The sequence below is a fragment of the Citrobacter amalonaticus genome, from assembly GCF_018323885.1.
GTDB lineage: Bacteria > Pseudomonadota > Gammaproteobacteria > Enterobacterales > Enterobacteriaceae > Citrobacter_A > Citrobacter_A amalonaticus.
The window spans coordinates 621,973-642,731 of the sequence record NZ_AP024585.1 but is presented as its reverse complement, the minus strand read 5'-3'; the positions used below and the strand labels follow the sequence as shown (position 1 = coordinate 642,731).

Here is a 20,759-nt window from a genome sequence, read left to right as displayed (position 1 = left end):
AATGGATAAAATGCCCGATGACGCAGGTTTATCGGGCAAGCTTTCTGGCGTTCGCTAACTGCACACCACTTTGATCGCTAAACCACCGCGTGATGTTTCGCGGTACTTATCGTTCATGTCCTTACCCGTCTCGTACATCGTTTCGATGACTTTATCCAGCGAGACACGCGGTTCGGAGGTGCGGCGCAGCGCCATACGTGCGGCGTTGACCGCCTTGACTGCGTTGATCGCATTGCGCTCAATACACGGGATCTGCACCTGCCCGGCAACCGGGTCGCAGGTTAAGCCGAGGTTGTGCTCCATGGCAATTTCCGCCGCGATGCAAACCTGCGCCGGGCTACCGCCCAGCAGTTCGGTCAACCCCGCCGCCGCCATGGAACTGGCCACGCCGATCTCCCCCTGACAGCCAACTTCCGCCCCGGAAATTGACGCATTCATTTTGTACAATGCCCCAATGGCCCCTGCCGCCAGCAGATAGCGGGCAATGGAGTTGGCATTCAGCGGACGACGGAATTTATCGTAATAGGCCAGAACGGCTGGAATAATGCCGCATGCCCCGTTGGTGGGCGCGGTCACCACGCGTCCGCCCGCCGCGTTCTCCTCACTGACTGCGAGAGCAAACATGTTGATCCAGTCGATGACGTTCATCGGGTCGCTGGAGAGACTGTCACTGGAGACCAGCAGACGGCGTAACGCCACCGCGCGGCGCGGTACATTCAGCGGGCCGGGTAAGACGCCTTCGGTATTCATCCCGCGTTCTATGCCAGTGTGCATCACTTCCCAGATCTGAGCAAATCCGGCATCAATCTCCGCCTTGCTGCGCAGCGCCAGTTCGTTTTGCATCATCAGCCCGGAGACTGAAAGGCCATTGCGTTCGCACAGTTTCAGCAGTTCGCTGGCGGAATGAAAATCATAAGGGACCGGCGCTTCCACGTCATGCGCCTGACCAAAGCGCTCTTCATCCACGATAAACCCGCCGCCAATCGAGTAGTAGGTTTTACACAGCAGCGTTTCCTGGTTTTCCCAGGCGGTGATCCGCATTCCGTTCTCGTGCCTTGGCAGCGTTTCACCATGAAAAACAATGCTATCGGTAACCGGGAAATCGACGACATGTGTACCTTCAGCAACCGGCAAGCGGCCGGTACGGGTCACCTCGTCAATAAACGCGGGGATGGCGTCAATGTTGACGCTTTGCGGCGAGTTTCCGGCCAGCCCCATCATAATGGCGGTATCGGTCGCGTGGCCTTTTCCGGTCAGCGACAGTGAACCATACAGATCAACCGACATGCGCGTCGTGCGCGATAAGCTTCCACTGCTGACCAGTTGATCGATAAACCGTTTTCCTGCATTCATCGGCCCTACGGTATGAGAGCTGGAAGGACCAATACCAGGTTTGAAAATATCGAATGCGCTAATCATTTCTACACCCTCGGACTCGTTCAGTGGAGACCAGGTTTTCATACGCATAGTGAATCGGGGCGACCCGCAGACCGCCCCGATAACGTTACATCGCCTGGGTGAAAGTACGCGAAATGACGTCCTGCTGCTGCTCACGGGTGAGCGCGTTGAAGCGCACAGCGTAGCCGGAGACGCGGATCGTCAGGTTCGGATAGTTTTCCGGATGTTCAATGGCATCCAGTAACATCTCCTTGTTCATTACGTTAACGTTCAGGTGCTGACCGCCTTCCACGTGCGCTTCATGGTGGAAGTAACCATCCAGCAGCCCGACCAGGTTGGTTTTTCGCACCGGATCCTCTTTGCCGAGTGCCGCAGGCACAATCGAGAAAGTGTACGAAATCCCGTCCTTCGCGTAAGTGAACGGCAGTTTCGCCACGGAAGTCAGCGAGGCGACAGCGCCTTTACGGTCACGCCCGTGCATCGGGTTAGCGCCCGGCGCAAATGGCGTTCCCGCGCGGCGTCCATCCGGGGTATTGCCGGTTTTCTGTCCGTACACCACGTTGGAGGTAATAGTCAGAATCGACTGCGTCGGTACCGCGTTCCGGTAGGTCGGCAACACTTTAATTTTCTTCATAAAGCGTTCAACCAGATCGCAGGCAATGCTATCCACGCGCTCATCATTATTGCCGTACTGTGGATATTCCCCTTCAATCACGAAATCGACCGCCAGCCCGTTATGGTCGCGAACCGGTTTCACCGTCGCGTACTTAATTGCAGAGAGCGAATCCGCCGCTACCGACAGTCCGGCAATCCCGCACGCCATCGTGCGATAGACGTCACGATCGTGCAGCGCCATCAGCGACGCTTCGTAACTGTACTTATCGTGCATGTAATGGATGATGTTCAGTGCGCTGATGTACTGCACCGCCAGCCAGTCCATAAAGTGGTCCAGACTGTCCATCACCGTGTCGTAGTCCAGCACGTCGTCCAGCAACGGCGCGGTTTTCGGCCCCACCTGGATTTTCAGCTTCTCATCCACCCCACCGTTGATTGCGTACAGCAGCGTTTTGGCAAGATTGGCGCGCGCCCCGAAGAACTGCATCTGCTTACCGATAACCATCGGACTCACGCAGCAGGCGATCGCATAGTCGTCGCTGTTAAAGTCGGTCCGCATCAGATCGTCGTTTTCATATTGCAGTGACGAGGTGACGATAGAGACCTGTGCGGCATACTTTTTAAACGCGACTGGCAACGCTTCTGACCACAGCACGGTGAGGTTTGGCTCCGGTGCCGGCCCCATCGTGTGCAGCGTATGCAGATAGCGGAAGGAGTTTTTGGTCACCAGCGTGCGACCATCCAGCCCCATCCCGCCGATCACTTCGGTCGCCCAGATCGGATCGCCGGAGAACAGCGTGTCAAACTCCGGCGTACGCAGGAAACGCACCATCCGGATCTTCATGATGAAGTGGTCGATCAACTCCTGCGCCTGTTGCTCTGTCAGGATACCGGCATTGAAATCGCGCTCAATATAGATATCGAGGAACGATGCGGTGCGGCCCAGCGACATCGCGCCGCCGTTTTGCGATTTCACCGCCGCCAGATAGGCAAAGTAGACCCACTGTACCGCCTCCTGCGCATTACGCGCCGGGCGAGAGATATCACAGCCATATTTCGCCGCCATCTCCTGCATTTGCAGCAACGCGCGACGGTGCTCCGCCAGCTCTTCACGCAGGCGAATCGTGGCTTCCAGATTCTGTCCCCACTCCAGATTTGACTGGAGATCGGCGAACTGCAGCTCACGCTCACGCACCAGATAGCGGATGCCGTACAGCGCCACGCGACGATAATCACCGATAATGCGCCCACGACCATAACCGTCCGGCAAACCGGTCAACACACCGGATTTACGGCAGCGCAGCATGTCCGGAGAATAGACGTCAAAAACGCCCTGGTTGTGGGTTTTACGCAGTTCGGTGAACAGGTACTCGAAGTTCGGATCCATCTCACGACCATAAGCATCGAACGAACTTTTGATCATGTTGACGCCGCCAAACGGATGCAGCGCACGTTTCAGCGGTTTATCCGTTTGCAGGCCGACAATCTTCTCCAGTTCCTGCTCAATGTAACCCGCATCGTGCGCAGTAATCGTGGTCGCAATATTGGTATCGAAATCGACCGGCGCATGGGTCGCGTTTTCGATACGAATGCCCGCCATCACCTTTTCCCACAATGCCGTAGTGGCAGGCGTTGCATCAGCAAGGAAGGATTCATCCCCTTCATAAGGCGTATAGTTGTGCTGAATAAAATCACGGACATTAATTTCTTCTTTCCAGTCCGTACCTTTAAAGCCAAGCCATGCTTCGGCATACAGCATATCGCTGGTATCGATATCTACCTTCATGAAAAATAATCTCTCTACAGAACAACAAATAAATTAGGCGTATTCCACGGCTGCGTTAATGCGGCCTAATTGAATCGCATCGAGCGCAATCATTTTTTCTTCGTTCGTCGGTATTACGGCGCAAATAACCCGGGCATCAGGGGTGGAAATAATGCGCTCGCCATGAGAATTCGACAGGTTATTTCGGTCGCTGTCGATATTCACTCCCAATACCGTCAGATGTTCAACCACCAGACGACGAATTAATACCGAGTTCTCACCAATACCTCCGGTGAAAATAATACCGTCCAGACGGTGTAACGAAGCGGCATGTCCGGCAATATGACGGGCAATGCGGTGAACAAAGGTTTTAATTGCCAGCTGTGCGCGCTCGTGTCCTTCATGCCAGGCTTTTTCCAGCACCCTTAAGTCGGACGACAGGCCAGAAATCCCGAGCAGACCGGACTCTTTGTTCACTACCCGCTCCAGATCGCTCAGAGTCTGTTGGGTTTCACTGGCGACCCACGCCATCGCGCCGAAGTCCACGTCGCCGCTACGCGTGCCCATCATCAGCCCTTCCAGCGGCGTCATCCCCATTGACGTGTCGACGCTGTGACCATTACGGACGGCACAAATTGACGCACCGTTGCCGAGGTGGGCAATCACCAGGCCGGAGTCCTGTTCGGACAGCGCAAGCAGTTCATGCCCGCGTTGAGAAACATAGCGGTGCGACGTTCCGTGGAAGCCGTAACGCCGCACGCCCAGCTCTTCGAAATACTTCCACGGCAGGCCATACAGGTAAGCTTCTGGTGCCATGGTCTGATGGAAGCTGGTATCAAACACCGCCACCTGCGTGACGCCGGGGAACAGATGCTGTGCGGATTCAATCCCGCTCAGATTGGCGTAATTATGTAATGGTGCCAGTGGTGAAACACGGCGAATATTGTCAATGACCTCATCAGTAATAATTGCTGACTCGGTAAAAATATTTCCGCCGTGGGCAATACGGTGGCCAATTAAGGCCACGCTGTCATTTAAATTACGTTTTTCCAGTTCAAACGCAATCGCCTTTAATGCGCCTTCGTAGCTGTGGTGAGCCAGCGTCACTGGCTCACCTCCATTTACCGATAAGAACGCATTTTCCGAGTTAATACCATCCGCAATGCCTGCCATTAATACGTCGCAGTTATTTGCATCCAGTACTGAAAACTTAATTGAAGACGATCCACAATTAATAACCAGAACTATCGGAAACTCATTCATTTCACTACTCCGCTCATCCTGAGCTTAAGGATTAAAACAGTTTGTACACGATGTTCAGAATGGTCAGCAGACCGATGACGGTGACAAACACGTTATCCAGACGACCGCGATATTTCGCCAGTGACGGTGCCTTACGAATGGCATACATCGGCAGCAGGCACAGCAGTGAGGCAATAATCGGCGCACCCATCGCTTCAATCAGGTCCAGAATGTTCGGGTTGGCGTAAGCCACAATCCAGGTGGACCCCATGATGAAGATCATGCTGATGGTGTTGAGTTTGCCGGAGGAAACCTTCGTTTTATCGCCTTTGTAACCGAACTTCAGCACCAGACCATTCAGCCCTTCCAGCGTGCCCAGGTAGTGACCGAAGAAGGATTTGAAGATGGCAACCAGCGCAATAATCGAGGCGCCATATTCCAGCACGATGGCGAAAGTCGACTTCGTTCCGGACAGGGAAGCGAAGTGGTTTGCCAGATAAGACAGTACCGGAATGTTCTGTGCTTTCGCATCTGCCATGTTTGCCGGAGAGAGCGTGAACAGGCAGCTAAAGGCGAAGAACATAACCACAGCGACCATCAGCATGCTGGCGCGAGAGATGATCTGAGAACATTTCTGCTCGGTGTATTCACGGCCAAAATCTTTCTCATATTCTTCACGTTTAGAGACCACGAAAGACGAAACGATCGGCGAGAAGTTGAACGAGAACACCATGATGGAAATCCCCAGCCACACGGTGACCAGAATGCCATCGTGACCGGTTAAGGCGATATTACTGATATCGACCTGGTCGATCACCGCAGAGTTCCAGTAAGGGATCAGCGACAGCGAGATCAGCACCAGGCTGGCAATGAACGGCCATACCAGGTAGCTCATCACTTTAACCATCAGATCCTTACCAAACCAGATAACGAACGCCATCAGCAGCAGCAGGAACAGCGCCACAAAACCACGGTTCAGCGCCGGCAACTGTAACTGGTTTTCCCAGAACGTCATGAACGTGTTGGTAATGGTGACGCCATAAATCCACAGCAGCGGACAAATCGCGAAGAAATAGAGGAACGTGATGACCACGCCGCCCGTCTTACCAAAGTGCTCTTCAACCGTTTCCGTGATGTTGCCGGACGGGTTTGACCCGGACAGACACAGACGTGCCAGCGCACGGTGGCAATAAAAAGCGATGGGGTACGCCAGTACCAACATCAAAAGAATGGGGATTAAGCCGCCAAATCCTGCGCGGATGGGGAAGAACAACACCCCGGCGCCGATGGCTGTACCAAATAAACCCAGTGTCCAGGTGGTGTCTGATTTACGCCAGGACGACTGTTTTGTCTGGCTGGATACAATGCTGTCAGAAGTACTCATATCCTATCCTCAACGAAGAGATTAATAGCCGGATTTACGCGTCTGCTAAACCCGTAATTTGCGATACACGAGAAAGATCGATATTGCCGCCAGAAATAATGCTGACCGTTTTTCTGTTCTGGATATAGGCATCTAATTTCCCGCTTAATAAAGCAGCACATGCCAGTGCACCAGCACCTTCTGTCACCACTTTGTTGCGTTGAATTAAAGCAATCATGCTGTTACGAATTTCGTATTCGCTGACCAGGACAATGTCATCCACTAATTCACGCACAATTTCGTAAGTTAATTTACCCGGGCGGGAAACATCACAACCATCCGCCAGGGTGCCGGTCGTTCGGTGCGTGGTTATTTCTCCAGCCTGATAAGACGCCGCCATGCCGTGTACGTTTTCAGACTGCACACCAATCACTTTAATGGTCGGGTTAATAGATTTAATGGCAATAGCAATACCGGCGATTAAACCGCCGCCGCCGATAGGAACAATCACGTTATCGACGTCATACAGGTCTTCCATAATTTCCAGACCGATAGTACCCTGGCCGGCAATCACTTTCGGATCGTCATAAGGCGGGATAAAAATACGCCCTTCCATTTCGACAATCTCACTGACTTTGGCGATAGTGTCATTGAAGTTATCGCCGTGCAGCACTACTTCCGCCGAGTAGTCACAGGTGGCGGCCACTTTCGATTTCGGCGCCCCCTTCGGCATCACCACTTTGCCATCAATACCCAGCATCGCGCAGGAGAGAGAAACCCCTTGAGCGTGGTTACCCGCTGAACAAGCGACAACGCCTTTACGTTTTTCCGCATCCGTCAATGAACTGAGTTTGTTAAATGCGCCACGAATTTTAAATGAGCCGGTACGCTGCATGTTTTCAAACTTAAGGAATATTTCCCCTTTGCAGCGCTCACTAAAATAGTTTGAGCGAGGCATGCCTGTTTTATATATTTTCCCCGCCAGTCGTTTTTTTGCTTCGAGGATATCTTCAATGGCAACCGGGAGATCGTAAGTAATGTGCATTGTAACCTCTTACCTGATAGTAAAGTAATAGATAGCCGTAACCAACGTCTGATATTAAGAACGATGGTATGAATTGAGGATTAAATTAAATTTAATCGGTTAGTTAATTTCAATTAATTGCTTTCGTCTGCAACCTTTATAAGATGAATACTCTTTGGCTAATTCAACCAAAACCGATGCGGCTTTTTTAATACGATAGTTTTTTGACCATATTGCGGCATAGCGAGCAATGGGTAATGATTCTTCCACAGGGAGAGTAATAAACTGGTTCGAACCAAAGGGTGCGGCCATATCGCACGGAATCACTGTCAGAAAATTAGCATTGAGGACAAGATTGTAAATGGTCACAACGGAGTCGGTTTTAACGATGTTTTCGATGCTAATGCCATTTCTTTGCAGGGTGGTGAGGAGTTCGCTGTAGTAGCCCATATTCGTTTGTGGCAACACCCACTGTTCGTTCTGCAACGATTCCAGTGTGGTGGTGCCGGTGCATGTTCGGGACTTATTCGCCACCAGCACGAACTCCGACTCAAAAAGCGGTTCGACGTGCAGATCCTGCAATTTCATTTCATCGCTGAGCGTACCAATCGCAAAGTCCAGTCGCCCGTCGCGGATCGCCGGCAGGAATGAGGAGAGTTGCGCCTCATACATGGAGACCTGTGATTTTGGGTAGACCTCTTTGAACTTCTGGATCATATCGGACATAAAGGTAAAGCCAATCAGCGAAGGAAACCCGAATGAGATATCAACCACCGTGTTGTCGGTCATGCTGTTCATCTCATTCACCATGTTCTTCATCTCACGGGTGATGGATTCGGACCATGAGAGTAAAACCTGCCCAGCCTGAGTTAAGGTGACGCCGGTATTTTTGCGAACCACCAACTCAACGCCAAAATAAGCTTCAATATCGTTAATAATTTTACTAACAGCTGGCTGAGTTAACCCTAACTCTTTTGCCGCAGAACCGATAGAACCGCTTCTGATTACTTCCTGAAAGACCACCAACTGCTGTGTTTTTGGGAGAGCAAACGTATTCATATCGACCTGCGTTAATAACCTTGTTGACGGCGTGAAGTGTAACAAATTACTTGAAGCAGGATATGTGCGACCACTCACAAATTGCCTTCACCTATATTTCAAGTGGTTATTTGTAAATAAATAAACCTTTTGCATTCAATTAGTTATATAAACATCATGTCACTTTAGTCTGATTTTTGTCAAAAAAATAGGGGGGGATAACAATATTTTATGGCGATAACACGCGTTATTTTCCCCTCATATCTAAAAATGAGGAATGACGATATTTCAAGCAATTATCGTGCAGTTAATGGTCAATTTGTTCATTAAATTTAATGCGCAATCCCTCAAATTTAATTATGTTTAAAACATAAATTGGATTAAATAATGTTATACATCACATTTTTTAGCCCTGTTTGTTTATAAATAAACATTGAATTTATCAATAATTAAATATATACACACAAACAATTATCATTCACAACAATATATTAACACTGAGTTTCTCTGTTTTTGTAGCGTGTAATTTTGTGAAGTCGATCGATTGCTTTTTGTTTCTATCGAGATATTCATAGAAAGTAGCGTTTTGTGTTGGCTGTCACATAACAAGAAATTTCTTAATAGCCGCAGGTTCCAGAACGCTGCCGGATGGCGATGCGACGTATCTTATCCGCCCTACAGGTCCCCGTTCCCCTTCACCGTTCACAGGCCTGATAAGCGAAGCGTCATGACCGGTAAGCCGCTTTCTTCCAGGTATAGCGTCGTGGACCGTCATTCATCTACATCATCTGCAAAGCAAAAACCCGCCGAAGCGGGTTTCTACATGAAAGTGGTGAAGCTGACCGGTAAGCCGCTTTCTTTCAGGTGTAGCGTCGTGGACAGTCATTCATCTACATTATCTACAAAGCAAAACCCCGCCTGGTGGCGGGGTTCTTAAAGTGGTGAAGCTCACCGGTAAGCCGCTTTCTTTCAGGTGTAGCGTCGTGGACAGTCATTCATCTACATTATCTACAAAGCAAAACCCCGCCTGGTGGCGGGGTTCTTAAAGTGGTGAAGCTGACCGATAAGCCGGGTTCTGTCGTGGACAGTCATTCATCTAGGCCAGCAATCGCTCACTGGCTCAAGCAGCCTACCCGGGTTCAGTACGGGCCGTACCTTATGAACCCCTATTTGGCCTTGCTCCGGGTGGAGTTTACCGTGCCACGGACTGTTACCAGCCGCGCGGTGCGCTCTTACCGCACCCTTTCACCCTTACCTGATCCCACTTGCGTGGGCCATCGGCGGTTTGCTCTCTGTTGCACTGGTCGTGGGTTTCCCCCCCAGGCGTTACCTGGCACCCTGCCCTATGGAGCCCGGACTTTCCTCCCCTCCGCCTGTCTCCCCCGAAAGGGACGACGACGAAGCGGCGACTGTCTGGTCAGCTTCGGCGCGCAGTATAGAGGGTTTGCACGCCCTTGTCACCCTGCACTGCGCATTCCCACCGCCAGCGTCGCCGCAATGTTTCGCGACGCCCGGTAAATGTTGTCAAATGCGCCGCGAAAGGCCTCTTCCAGCGTGCCAATACTGGTCAATACGCTGAATACAGCATCGATACCATATTGATGCACCACGCCGACATCCCGCGTCAGACTGCCCGCAATGCCAATCACCGGCTTGTGGTATTTCTTCGCCACGTTAGCCACGCCCACCGGCACTTTGCCGTGAATGCTCTGGCTGTCGATGCGCCCTTCACCGGTAACAACCAGCGTACAGTCGTGAATATGCTCTTCCAGATTAAGCGCCTGGGTGACGATCTCAATCCCGCTTTTCAACTCCGCGCCGAGGAATGCCATCAGCGCTGCCCCCATGCCGCCCGCCGCACCTGCGCCTGGGACGTTTTTCACATCCACACCCAGTGATTTTTTAATAATATCCGCGTAGTGAGCCAGATTGCGGTCCAGTTCGAGGATCAGCGGTTCCGTCGCCCCTTTTTGCGGGCCAAAGATCCGAGAAGCTCCCTGTTCGCCCACCAGCGGATTGGTCACATCACAAGCAACGCGAATAGCACAATGTTTAATGCGCGGATCCAGACCAGACACATCAATGGTATTGAGAGTGTTCAGACTACCGCCGCCGTAGCCAATTTCAGTTCCGTTGGCATCACACAGCTTCGCGCCCAGCGCCTGAACCATCCCGGCACCGCCGTCATTGGTCGCGCTCCCGCCAATGCCGATAATAATATTGCTCGCCCCACTGTCCAGCGCCTGCAAAATAAGCTCCCCGGTGCCGCGCGAAGTGGTAATCAGGGGGTTACGTTTTTCGGGGGGGACCAGCGCCAGTCCGCTGGCGGCCGCCATTTCAATAAACGCGGTCTTTCCATCGCCTGACATGCCCCAGTTGGCATTCACTTTTTCACCCAGCGGTCCGGTCACCAGAGCGGAATGTGCAGAACCGTGTGTGGCGGCAATCATGGCTTCAACCGTCCCCTCACCCCCATCGGCGACCGGAACGGAAACATACTGCGCATCGGGGAAAATTTCCCGAAATCCTTTTTCTATCGCCTGCGCTACCTCAGTAGCAGAAAGGCTTTCTTTATAAGAGTCTGGGGCAATTACGATTTTCATGATGATCGCCTGTTACTGCACAACGCCGGATGGCGCTTTACTTATCCGGCCTACAATCCAGGCCCGGATCGCGATACGCCATCCGGGCGCAAGGTCATTAGCGAGTGACTTCCACTTTCGCCAGTTTTTCGTAATAGCATGCCAGAGCACTGTGGTCGGCGGTTCCCAGGCCATCAGCACGCAGCGCCTGCATCATCTCCATAACAGCCGCGGTCAGCGGAAGCTGAGCACCAACACCGTGAGACGTATCCAGCGCGTTTGCCAGATCTTTAATGTGCAGATCGATACGGAAACCCGGCTTGAAGTTACGATCCATCACCATCGGCGCTTTCGCATCCAGGACGGTGCTGCCTGCCAGACCACCACGGATCGCCTGATAAACCAGATCCGGGTTTACGCCGGCTTTGGTTGCCAGGGTCAGCGCTTCAGACATCGCGGCAATGTTCAGCGCCACAATCACCTGGTTCGCCAGTTTGGTGACGTTCCCCGCCCCGATATCACCGGTATGAACAACAGACCCCGCCATCGCTTTCAGCAGATCGTAGTATTTATCGAAAATCGCTTTGTCGCCGCCAACCATCACCGACAACGTGCCGTCGATCGCCTTCGGCTCACCGCCGCTCACCGGCGCGTCCAGCATATCGATGCCCTTAGCTTTCAGCGCGTCGCTGATCTCACGGCTCGCCAGCGGCGCGATGGAGCTCATATCGATCAGCACCGTCCCCGGTTTCGCCCCTTCGATAATGCCGCCTTCGCCCAGCGCAACCTCTTTCACATGCGGAGAGTTTGGCAGCATGGTGATGATCACATCACACTGCTCAGCAATCGCTTTGGCGTTAGACGCGGTTTCTGCACCTGCCGCGATAACGTCAGCGATCGCTTCAGGATTACGGTCAGAAACCACCAGCGAGTAACCTGCTTTCAGGAGGTTTTTACTCATTGGTTTACCCATGATACCCAGGCCAATAAAACCAACTTTCATCGTCATATCAATTATCTCTCTTGTTTCGGTGGTGGTTATTTCTTAAAGGAATCAGCCAGTTTCTGCGTGGCGGAACGGAACACGCCCAGGTCGCTGCCGACAGCAACAAACGTGGCCCCCCATTCCAGATAGCGACGGGCGTCGGCATCAACCGGTGCCAGAATGCCGCTCGGTTTGCCGTGCGCTTTCGCCCGGGCAAAGATGTGCTGAATGGCTTTCTGCACCTCAGGATGAGAGGCATTGCCGAGGTGGCCTAACGCCGCAGCCAGATCGCTTGGACCAACGAAAATACCGTCGACACCTTCGGTGGCGGCGATAGCATCGACGTTATCCACGCCCTGCTGGCTCTCAATCTGCACAATGATGGTGATGTTTTTGTTGGACTGCGCGAAGTAATCCGGGACGGTGCCAAACATGTTGGCGCGATGCGATACGGACACGCCACGGATCCCTTCAGGCGGATAGCGCGTCGACGCAACGGCGTTCACTGCCTCTTCTTCTGTTTCAACAAACGGAATCAGAAAGTTGTAAAAACCGATATCCAGCAGACGTTTAATAATCACCGGCTCATTGGTCGGTACACGCACCACTGGCGCGCTGGAACTGCCTTTCAACGCCATCAGTTGTGGAATAAAGGTGGAGACATCATTTGGCGCATGCTCGCCATCCAACACCAGCCAGTCGAAGCCCGCCAGTCCTAAGACTTCGGTACTGATGGGGCTTGCCAGCGCTGACCAGCAACCAATCTGAATCTGATGCGCAGCCAGCGCTGCTTTGAACTTGTTCGGGAAGATGTCGTTATTCATCACTTTTACCTTGTCACTTAACCGTTAATTATTTCTGCAGTTCCATACGTTTAATGTCACCGACAATAAACAGGTAACACACCATTGCCATCAGCGCGGAACAGCCAACGAATACCAGCGCGGCGTTGAAGGAATGCAGTTCACTTACCAGGTAACCGATAACCAGTGGCGTTACGATAGATGCCACGTTGCCAAAGACGTTAAATACCCCGCCACACAGGCCCACAATCTCTTTCGGCGCGGTGTCCGAAATCACCGGCCAGCCCAGTGCGCCAAATCCTTTACCAAAGAAGGCCAGCGCCATCAGCGTCACCACCAGCGCGGTGTTGTCGGTGTAGTTGCACAAAATGATGGTGGAAGCCAGCAGCATTCCCAGCACAATTGGCAGCTTACGCGCAACGGTGATAGAAAAACCGCGCTTAATCAGATAGTCCGAGAACACGCCGCCCAGTACGCCGCCAGCGAAACCACATAGCGCCGGAATCGAAGCCACCAGACCCACTTTCAGGATCGACATTCCTTTTTCCTGAACCAGATAAATCGGGAACCAGGTCAGGAAGAACCAGGTGATCGTGTTGATGAAATACTGTCCAAAGAACACGCCAAGCATCATGCGGTTGGTCAATAACTGCTTGATGTAATGCAGTTTTGGACCACTTGCCATGGAGCTGCCCGGTTTTTTGTGGTCCATATCCACGACCGCACCGTTTTCAGAGATGAACTTCAACTCTTCTGCGGACATCCGCGGGTGATCGGTGGGGTTATGAATCAGTTTGACCCACAGCGCCGTCAGGACAAATCCAATCACGCCCATCACAGTGAAGACGTGCTCCCAGCCCCAGGCAAAGGTCAACCAGCCCAGCAGCGGCGAGAACAGTGCCAGTGAAAAATACTGAGCAGAGTTAAAGATTGCCGACGCGGTTCCACGCTCTTTGGTCGGGAACCAGGCCGCTACAATACGGGCGTTTGCCGGGAACGAAGGCGCTTCCGAGAAACCCAACATAAAGCGCATAAAGAACATGGAAACCCCGGCCCAGGCCAGCGGGAACATATCCACGAAGCCTTGCAGGAAGGTGAACAGCGACCAGAAAAACAGGCTCCAGGTGTACACTTTTTTCGAACCAAACTTATCGAGCAGCCAGCCGCCGGGAATTTGCATCAGCAGGTATGCCCAGCCAAAGGCAGAGAAGATGTAGCCCATTGACACAGCACTCAGCTGCAACTCTTTGGCGACTTCGGTACCGGCAATGGATAGCGTCGCCCGGTCCGCGTAGTTAACCGCTGTAACAATAAAAATTATCAGCAGAATTAAATAGCGGGTATGCGTACCTTTCTTTTTTTCTACAACGGTATCCAGGATCATTTTATTTACCTCAGGCACTTAAGCAGACACATTTATTATTATTTATTGATGACAGACGCTATCGCTTATTAATAAATACAGATACTCATTTCGTGATTCAGTATAATCAGGCAGAGAGCATTACGCATTGTGCAGATGCTCATTAACGATGTTAATTACAAATAATATTTTGAGCAAATGCACATAACGCTGGGCGCTGATGCACATATTTACGCTTTACCGCCCCTGATAGCCGGGCTTTCACCATAACGAGTGACCTGGATCACATTCTTATTTTTGAACTCCTGACATCCTTATTTCACGACAGGTCTTCCTTATTTTAATAATCAGATTCGCAGAATCTTTCTATATTATTATCACCCCGGTTGGAGAATACTGGACAATGGCCAACATCGACATCAGACAAGAATCGCCGAGCGCATTTTATATAAAGGTCCACGAAACAGATAATGTGGCGATCATTGTTAATGACAATGGTTTGAAAGCCGGGACGCGATTCCCGGATGGACTGGAGCTGATTGAACATATTCCACAGGGACATAAAGTCGCGCTGGTGGATATTCCGGTTCATGGTGAAATCATACGTTACGGTGAAGTGATCGGCTACGCCGTGCGCGACATTCCGCGCGGAAGCTGGATTGATGAATCCATGGTTGAGCTACCGACAGCGCCGCCGTTGAACACGCTGCCACTGGCGACCAAAGTTCCGGAACCGCTGCCGCCGCTGGAAGGCTATACCTTTGAAGGCTACCGCAACGCCGATGGTAGCGTAGGCACCAAGAATCTGCTCGGCATCACCACCAGCGTGCACTGTGTGGCTGGTGTGGTGGATTATGTCGTCAAAATCATTGAGCGCGATCTGCTGCCTAAATACCCGAACGTCGATGGTGTGGTCGGACTTAACCACCTGTACGGTTGCGGCGTGGCAATTAACGCGCCGGCAGCTGTGGTGCCGATCCGCACCATCCATAACATCTCGCTGAACCCAAACTTTGGCGGCGAAGTGATGGTCATTGGCCTGGGCTGTGAAAAACTGCAGCCGGAACGTTTATTGGAAGGTACTGACGATGTGCAAAGTATTCCGGTCGACAGCGCCAGCATCGTCAGCCTTCAGGACGAAAAGCATGTGGGCTTCCGTTCCATGGTCGATAATATCCTGCAGGTCGCTGAGCGCCATCTGGTTAAACTGAATCTGCGCCAGCGCGAAACCTGCCCGGCCTCTGAACTGGTTGTCGGCATGCAGTGCGGCGGCAGCGATGCGTTTTCCGGCGTGACGGCAAACCCGGCAGTGGGCTACGCCTCTGACCTGCTGGTACGCTGCGGCGCCACGGTGATGTTCTCCGAAGTCACCGAAGTGCGTGATGCGATTCATCTGCTGACGCCGCGCACCATCAACGAAGAGGTAGGTAAACGTCTGCTGGAAGAGATGGCCTGGTACGACAACTATCTCGATATGGGAAAAACCGATCGCAGCGCTAACCCCTCTCCGGGTAACAAAAAAGGTGGTCTGGCGAATGTGGTGGAAAAAGCGCTGGGCTCAATTGCGAAATCCGGTAAAAGCGCGATTGTCGAAGTGCTCTCTCCGGGTCAGCGCCCGACCAAACGCGGTCTGATTTATGCCGCAACGCCCGCCAGCGATTTTGTCTGCGGCACACAGCAGGTCGCGTCCGGGATCACCGTTCAGGTGTTCACCACGGGTCGCGGTACCCCCTATGGCCTGATGGCCGTGCCGGTGATTAAGATGGCAACCCGTACCGAACTGGCAAATCGCTGGTACGATTTAATGGATATCAATGCGGGTACCATCGCCACGGGCGAAGAGACCATTGAGGAAGTCGGTCAGAAACTGTTTGAGTTTATTCTCGATGTCGCCAGCGGCCGTAAGAAAACGTTCTCCGATCAATGGGGACTGCACAATCAGCTGGCCGTATTTAACCCGGCGCCAGTGACCTGATATTTTCGAAACGAAAGCAACCGAGAAAACGGGGATTAATCCCCGTTTTTTCTTTTCTGTCCGCGAAAGATAAGGTGATAGTGCTCGCAGTTTTGAAGGTTAATTTTTCGCCCGCCATTTTTCGATTTTCGTTGGTGTAAAAATCCTAACCCGTTGAAAGAAAGAATAATGTCTGAGCCCTCCCTTTTCGCCCTCTTTTCGTTTTGATAAAAGAGAAACCTACCGAAAAGCCGGGCTGTTTTAATGCGATAATTCCCTCATTTTTCCCCCTTTGACTTTCCCCTTTGTTAAACACAAGATTCAATGGCTTCTGTAATTTACCTCACCGACATTCTGACCCGAATAAAGAGGGAAGTTATGTATACCTTGAATAAAAATAATGTCGCCCTGGCATGCCTTTTTTCCTGTTTACTGGCCGCGCCGGCGGTTGCCAGTGCAGAAGGCCAGACGACAGATAAACCCGTTAAATTACGCTATACGCTATGGGATCGAAATCAACTTCCCGGCGAACAGCAACTGGTTAATGAGTTTGAAAAAAACAATCCCGGTGTGAAAGTTGAAATTGAACTAACGCCCTATGATCAATATTTCATAAAACTCAGTTCAGCGGTCGGAGGAAATGTGGCGCCGGATGTATTCTGGATGAATATGCCGAATTTTCAGCAGTACGTTAAAAATGGCATGCTGGAACCACTGACCCCTTATTTAAAAGACAAATCATCACCAAATCTTGATGATTTCGTGAAAAGCTCTGTCGATGCTTATCAGTACCAGTCTGCGCAATACGCTATTCCACGTGATATCGACGCGATTGCCGTGTGGTATAACAAAAAAATGTTTGATCAGGCTGGCGTAACCTATCCCGATAAAAACTGGACGTGGGACGATTTAAAACAGAAATCGGAACAGTTACGTAAAAATCTGGATCAGCATTCTTATCCGTTGGCGATGGATCTCGGCAGCGGTCAGGACAGTTACTTTAACCTGCTGCTCCAGGCCGGCACTCAGATTGTCCTGCCAGAGGGTAAAACGGACGTTGCCAGCGACAACGCGATCGCCATGTATCGCGACGTTCAGGGAATGCTGAAGGCAGGATTGCTCCAGCCGCCAGGCGAAATGAAAGCCGCCGACGTCTTCCAGTCCAACCGAGTGGCGATGATCTACGCGGGCTCCTGGTGGGCGCTGCCGTTCTCGCAGAACGAACTGATTAACGATCATGTCGGCGTAGTCCCGATGCCCAAAATGGCAGAACAGGCTGGCGTCTCTCATAGCCTGGCATTCGCCATGTCGGCCAAAAGCCAGCATAAAGAGGCCGCCTGGAAATTCATTGAATTTATGAGTTCAGAACATGCGCAGCAAACGCTGGCGGCGGGCAAAGTGGTGATTCCGGCCAATCAGAAAGTCGCCAAAGCGTGGGCGGAAGGCTTTAAGGATGTTGATGTTTCCGCCTATATCGATTCACTGGCATTTTCTCATAAATATCCCACTGCCGGATCCAATACCGCGAAATGGAATAGCATTCTCAACGACGGGCTGAAAAAAGTCTGGATGGGAAATGATCCGCAACAGGTTATGCCGGGTGTCGCAAAACGCGTTGAGCGTGAAATGCAGAAATAATCGTGAGGGAGCCTTGCTCCCTCTCACCTCTCCTGCGTTAACCCATTTATTGTTTGTAAAGTGAGCATCCCGGAGTCTGTATGAGCTATTCAGATGAAGCGGCATCCCCGCCGTTATCGGCCAAGGAACCCCATAAAAAATCCCTGACCCGACTGGAAAAAGAAGAACGTTTCTGGGGGTGGATAATGATTCTGCCGCTGTTGGCAGGATTAGTTATTTTTTACTTTACGCCGTTCTTCCAGAACGTATTTTACAGTTTTACCGATCTGGGCGAGTTTCAGATCTGGACGACAATCAATCTGGATAATTACATTAATTTATTCAGCGATGATGAATTCCGTTCGGCGATAGTGAATACGCTGGCCTATGTTTTTATTTGTGTGCCGGTGATCACGGTCCTGTCTTTACTGCTGGCGATTGGTTTAAACCAGGCGATTCGCGGTCAGTGGCTGTTCCGTACGCTGTTATTTCTTCCGGCCGTTACGATGCCTGCCGCCATTGCGATGGTCTGGCAGTGGTTGATGAACCGTAATTTCGGTTTACTCAATCAGATCCTGGCTTATTTCGATATTCCCGCCATTGGTTGGTTATCCGATCCGGATATTGTCCGTCTGAGCGCCTCACTGGTTATTATCTGGTCGGCTATCGCTCTGAAGATGATCATTCTGCTCGCCGGCTTGCAGGGGATCCCGAAGCAGATTTATGAAGCCATGTCTCTGGATGGCATCAGTAAACTGCGCGGCTTCTGGTCAATTACCCTGCCGCTAATGATCCCGACGCTGTTCTTCGTTCTGGTGATCTCGTTTATCGAAACGCTGCAAATATTCGATGTGGTGTATCTGCTGTTTGGCAGTTCTTCCATGGTGGACGATCAGACCATGACCATCGCTTATCTCTTTTATAAATACGCCTTTATCTACCATGAAAAAGGGTACGCCTCCGCGATTGCCGTGGTGATTTTCGTTATCACGATGGTACTGACCCTGCTGCAGATATGGATAGGCAAACGGCTTAAAGCACAGTAAGGCAACCACTATGTTCATGACAAAACGTGAAAAATGGCTGATTTATGGCCTGATGATCCTGGCGACGCTGGTCACGGTGGTTCCCTTTCTCTGGATGATCATCACCTCGTTTAAAACCCAGGCGGAAAGTATTGCCTTTCCGCCGATCCTGCTGCCCGCCAATCCGGGGTTTCAGGCGTACGATAAAATCTTGCATGAGATGCCGTTTGGTAGCTTTTATTTTAACTCGATCGTTTCCACGCTGGTTATCGTCATCTTACAGACGCTGATTGCCGCGATGGCGGCGTATGGTTTCTCCCGCCTGCGTTTTAAAGGGCGCGATCTCCTCTTTATGCTCTGCATTTCGATTCTGATGGTTCCCGGACAGATCTTTTTGATCCCGCAGTTTTTAACGATCGAGAAAATAGGTCTGCTGAACTCCATTCCAGGCCTGGTGCTGCCGGGATTATTCAGTATTTATAGCGCCTTTTTATTGCGCCAGTTTTTTCTTTCCGTACCGAAAGAGCTGGAAGAAGCGGCCATTATGGATGGTTATAACCATTTAACGATCTTTTTCAAAATCATGCTGCCGCTGATTAAACCGGGACTTATCGCCTGCGTCATTATTAACGGGTTGTGGAGCTGGAATAACTTAATGTGGCCGCTCATCGTCAATACCTCAATGGACAAAATGACGCTGCCGGTGGGTCTGGCCTCGCTCTCCGGTCGCGCCGGGGTGGAGTATCCCATGCTCATGGCGGGAGCGTTGCTCGCGATTATCCCCATGTTGTTACTTTATATCTTCTTCCAGCGCTATTTCATTCGTGGCATCGCCGGTGCCGGAATTAAAGGATAAGGGGCATTATTATGTCAGGCATTCAATTACAGTCAGTAGGCAAAATCTATCCGAATGGCTTTCAGGCGATTCATGGCGTTGACCTTGAAATTCACGATGGCGAATTTATGGTTTTTGTCGGGCCATCCGGCTGCGCCAAATCAACGTTACTGCGCATGATCGCCGGTCTGGAAGAGATTACTCATGGTCATATTTCCATTGGCGAACGGTGCGTTAACGACTTGCTGCCAAAAGAACGTGGCGTGGCGATGGTTTTTCAAAACTACGCCCTCTATCCCCACATGACGATCTACAAAAATATGGCCTTCAGCCTGCAGGGCAAAATGAACAAGCAGGAGATAGATGTTCGTGTGCGGGAAGCCGCGCGCAAACTGGAAATCGAAACGCTACTCGACAAAAAACCGGGTCAACTTTCAGGGGGTCAGTGCCAGCGCGTTGCCGTCGGCAGAGCCATTGTGCGTAAGCCTGAGGTGTTTTTGTTTGATGAGCCGTTGTCCAATCTCGACGCCAAACTGCGCGTGTCAATGCGCGTGCGCCTGACGGAACTTCACCGCCAACTGCGTCACGAAGGCGTGAACGCGACAATGGTGTATGTCACACACGATCAGATTGAAGCGATGACCATGGGTGACCGCATTTGCGTGCTCAACGGTGGACGGATCATGCAGGTCGACACGCCGGGCAATATCTACCATCAGCCAAAGAATAAATTCGTGGCGGGTTTCATTGGTAACCCGGCAATGAATATCCATCTTCTGGGGCTCGACCCGCACACGCACGGACTGCGTCTGAATGACGCGCTGACCTTGCCCTTAACCGCACGACTTATCTCCCAACTGACGGATTATCCGCACGACAGCGTCTGGTTTGGCATTCGTCCGGAGGCGATTCAGTTGGCGCAGCACAACGATCCTGCGGCTTTCGACGCCCGGATCACCAACGTGGAAAGAATGGGCAATGAAGATCTCCTGCATTTCGATATCGGCGCACAGCAAATGATCCTGCGAGTCAATTCGTCACCGGACTGGAGTCCGCTGCCCGGCGAATCGATCAGGGTGAAATTCAATCTTGAAGCCGCCTTTTTATTCGATAAGCAGAATGAAGAAAATTTAGCCAGTGCCTGAAATCG

15 protein-coding genes and 1 other RNA gene are annotated in these 20,759 nt (G+C 51.5%); 5 read left to right on the top strand and 11 right to left on the bottom strand.

The genetic code is table 11. The features are described 5' to 3' along the window. Positions 1–54: 54 nt before the first annotated feature. The 11 genes from tdcG to garP form a co-directional block, all read right to left on the bottom strand. A complete protein-coding gene (tdcG, locus tag KI228_RS03150; RefSeq protein ID WP_061070604.1) occupies positions 55–1,419 on the bottom strand; it encodes an L-serine ammonia-lyase in 1,365 nt (454 codons plus the stop codon). Positions 1,420–1,504: 85 nt separating this feature from the next. Continuing rightward, entirely contained in the window at positions 1,505–3,799 is a 2,295-nt protein-coding gene (gene tdcE / locus KI228_RS03145; RefSeq protein ID WP_042998239.1) for a 2-ketobutyrate formate-lyase/pyruvate formate-lyase, read from the bottom strand. A 33-nt stretch (positions 3,800–3,832) separates the two neighbouring features. Continuing rightward, positions 3,833–5,041: a propionate kinase gene (gene tdcD / locus KI228_RS03140; protein ID WP_061070605.1), complete on the bottom strand. Its 1,209-nt coding sequence runs from the start codon at positions 5,039–5,041 to the stop codon at positions 3,833–3,835. A gap of 31 nt (positions 5,042–5,072) precedes the next feature. Beyond that, entirely contained in the window at positions 5,073–6,404 is a 1,332-nt protein-coding gene (gene tdcC / locus KI228_RS03135; protein ID WP_042998241.1) for a threonine/serine transporter TdcC, read from the bottom strand. A 34-nt stretch (positions 6,405–6,438) separates the two neighbouring features. After that, positions 6,439–7,428: a bifunctional threonine ammonia-lyase/L-serine ammonia-lyase TdcB gene (gene tdcB / locus KI228_RS03130; protein WP_141227381.1), complete on the bottom strand. Its 990-nt coding sequence runs from the start codon at positions 7,426–7,428 to the stop codon at positions 6,439–6,441. 99 nt (positions 7,429–7,527) lie between these two features. After that, positions 7,528–8,466 (bottom strand): transcriptional regulator TdcA, encoded by a 939-nt coding sequence (gene tdcA / locus KI228_RS03125; protein ID WP_044255844.1) that lies wholly within the window; start codon positions 8,464–8,466, stop codon positions 7,528–7,530. A gap of 1,027 nt (positions 8,467–9,493) precedes the next feature. Continuing rightward, an RNA gene (rnpB, locus tag KI228_RS03120) (RNase P RNA component class A) lies at positions 9,494–9,870 on the bottom strand. 32 nt (positions 9,871–9,902) lie between these two features. Continuing rightward, positions 9,903–11,048, bottom strand: a complete 1,146-nt coding sequence (gene garK, locus KI228_RS03115; RefSeq protein ID WP_042998244.1) for a glycerate 2-kinase — start codon at positions 11,046–11,048, stop codon at positions 9,903–9,905. A gap of 97 nt (positions 11,049–11,145) precedes the next feature. Further along, positions 11,146–12,036, bottom strand: a complete 891-nt coding sequence (gene garR / locus KI228_RS03110; RefSeq protein WP_042325204.1) for a 2-hydroxy-3-oxopropionate reductase — start codon at positions 12,034–12,036, stop codon at positions 11,146–11,148. Positions 12,037–12,065: 29 nt separating this feature from the next. Next, on the bottom strand, positions 12,066–12,836 hold the full coding sequence (gene garL / locus KI228_RS03105) for a 2-dehydro-3-deoxyglucarate aldolase (protein WP_042998245.1): 771 nt from the start codon (positions 12,834–12,836) through the stop codon (positions 12,066–12,068). 28 nt (positions 12,837–12,864) lie between these two features. Then, positions 12,865–14,199: a galactarate/glucarate/glycerate transporter GarP gene (gene garP / locus KI228_RS03100; protein WP_044255850.1), complete on the bottom strand. Its 1,335-nt coding sequence runs from the start codon at positions 14,197–14,199 to the stop codon at positions 12,865–12,867. A gap of 382 nt (positions 14,200–14,581) precedes the next feature. Between garP and garD the strand changes: the two genes are divergently transcribed. The 5 genes from garD to KI228_RS03075 all read left to right on the top strand — a co-directional run bounded on the left by garD (position 14,582) and on the right by KI228_RS03075 (position 20,754). Further along, positions 14,582–16,153, top strand: a complete 1,572-nt coding sequence (gene garD / locus KI228_RS03095) for a galactarate dehydratase (protein ID WP_061070611.1) — start codon at positions 14,582–14,584, stop codon at positions 16,151–16,153. A 357-nt stretch (positions 16,154–16,510) separates the two neighbouring features. Further along, positions 16,511–17,770: an ABC transporter substrate-binding protein gene (locus KI228_RS03090; RefSeq protein ID WP_061070612.1), complete on the top strand. Its 1,260-nt coding sequence runs from the start codon at positions 16,511–16,513 to the stop codon at positions 17,768–17,770. Between the two features lie 80 nt (positions 17,771–17,850). Beyond that, positions 17,851–18,795, top strand: a complete 945-nt coding sequence (locus tag KI228_RS03085; protein ID WP_061070613.1) for a carbohydrate ABC transporter permease — start codon at positions 17,851–17,853, stop codon at positions 18,793–18,795. A gap of 10 nt (positions 18,796–18,805) precedes the next feature. Then, positions 18,806–19,630 (top strand): carbohydrate ABC transporter permease, encoded by an 825-nt coding sequence (locus KI228_RS03080; protein WP_080343276.1) that lies wholly within the window; start codon positions 18,806–18,808, stop codon positions 19,628–19,630. Positions 19,631–19,641: 11 nt separating this feature from the next. Continuing rightward, the gene (locus tag KI228_RS03075; protein ID WP_061070614.1) at positions 19,642–20,754 is read left to right on the top strand and encodes an ABC transporter ATP-binding protein; all 1,113 of its coding nucleotides are present in this window, start codon (positions 19,642–19,644) and stop codon (positions 20,752–20,754) included. Positions 20,755–20,759: the final 5 nt, after the last annotated feature.

What these genes read in the sequence shown, in the direction of transcription:
- garD (WP_061070611.1), top strand. Translation starts at nt 14,582, where the DNA reads ATGGCCAACATCGACATCAGACAAGAATCGCCGAGCGCATTTTATATA.
- garP (WP_044255850.1), bottom strand. Translation starts at nt 14,199, where the DNA reads ATGATCCTGGATACCGTTGTAGAAAAAAAGAAAGGTACGCATACCCGC.
- tdcC (WP_042998241.1), bottom strand. Translation starts at nt 6,404, where the DNA reads ATGAGTACTTCTGACAGCATTGTATCCAGCCAGACAAAACAGTCGTCC.
- tdcG (WP_061070604.1), bottom strand. Translation starts at nt 1,419, where the DNA reads ATGATTAGCGCATTCGATATTTTCAAACCTGGTATTGGTCCTTCCAGC.
- KI228_RS03085 (WP_061070613.1), top strand. Translation starts at nt 17,851, where the DNA reads ATGAGCTATTCAGATGAAGCGGCATCCCCGCCGTTATCGGCCAAGGAA.
- tdcE (WP_042998239.1), bottom strand. Translation starts at nt 3,799, where the DNA reads ATGAAGGTAGATATCGATACCAGCGATATGCTGTATGCCGAAGCATGG.
- KI228_RS03090 (WP_061070612.1), top strand. Translation starts at nt 16,511, where the DNA reads ATGTATACCTTGAATAAAAATAATGTCGCCCTGGCATGCCTTTTTTCC.
- garL (WP_042998245.1), bottom strand. Translation starts at nt 12,836, where the DNA reads ATGAATAACGACATCTTCCCGAACAAGTTCAAAGCAGCGCTGGCTGCG.
- tdcD (WP_061070605.1), bottom strand. Translation starts at nt 5,041, where the DNA reads ATGAATGAGTTTCCGATAGTTCTGGTTATTAATTGTGGATCGTCTTCA.
- garR (WP_042325204.1), bottom strand. Translation starts at nt 12,036, where the DNA reads ATGACGATGAAAGTTGGTTTTATTGGCCTGGGTATCATGGGTAAACCA.
- tdcB (WP_141227381.1), bottom strand. Translation starts at nt 7,428, where the DNA reads ATGCACATTACTTACGATCTCCCGGTTGCCATTGAAGATATCCTCGAA.
- garK (WP_042998244.1), bottom strand. Translation starts at nt 11,048, where the DNA reads ATGAAAATCGTAATTGCCCCAGACTCTTATAAAGAAAGCCTTTCTGCT.
- tdcA (WP_044255844.1), bottom strand. Translation starts at nt 8,466, where the DNA reads ATGAATACGTTTGCTCTCCCAAAAACACAGCAGTTGGTGGTCTTTCAG.
- KI228_RS03080 (WP_080343276.1), top strand. Translation starts at nt 18,806, where the DNA reads ATGTTCATGACAAAACGTGAAAAATGGCTGATTTATGGCCTGATGATC.
- KI228_RS03075 (WP_061070614.1), top strand. Translation starts at nt 19,642, where the DNA reads ATGTCAGGCATTCAATTACAGTCAGTAGGCAAAATCTATCCGAATGGC.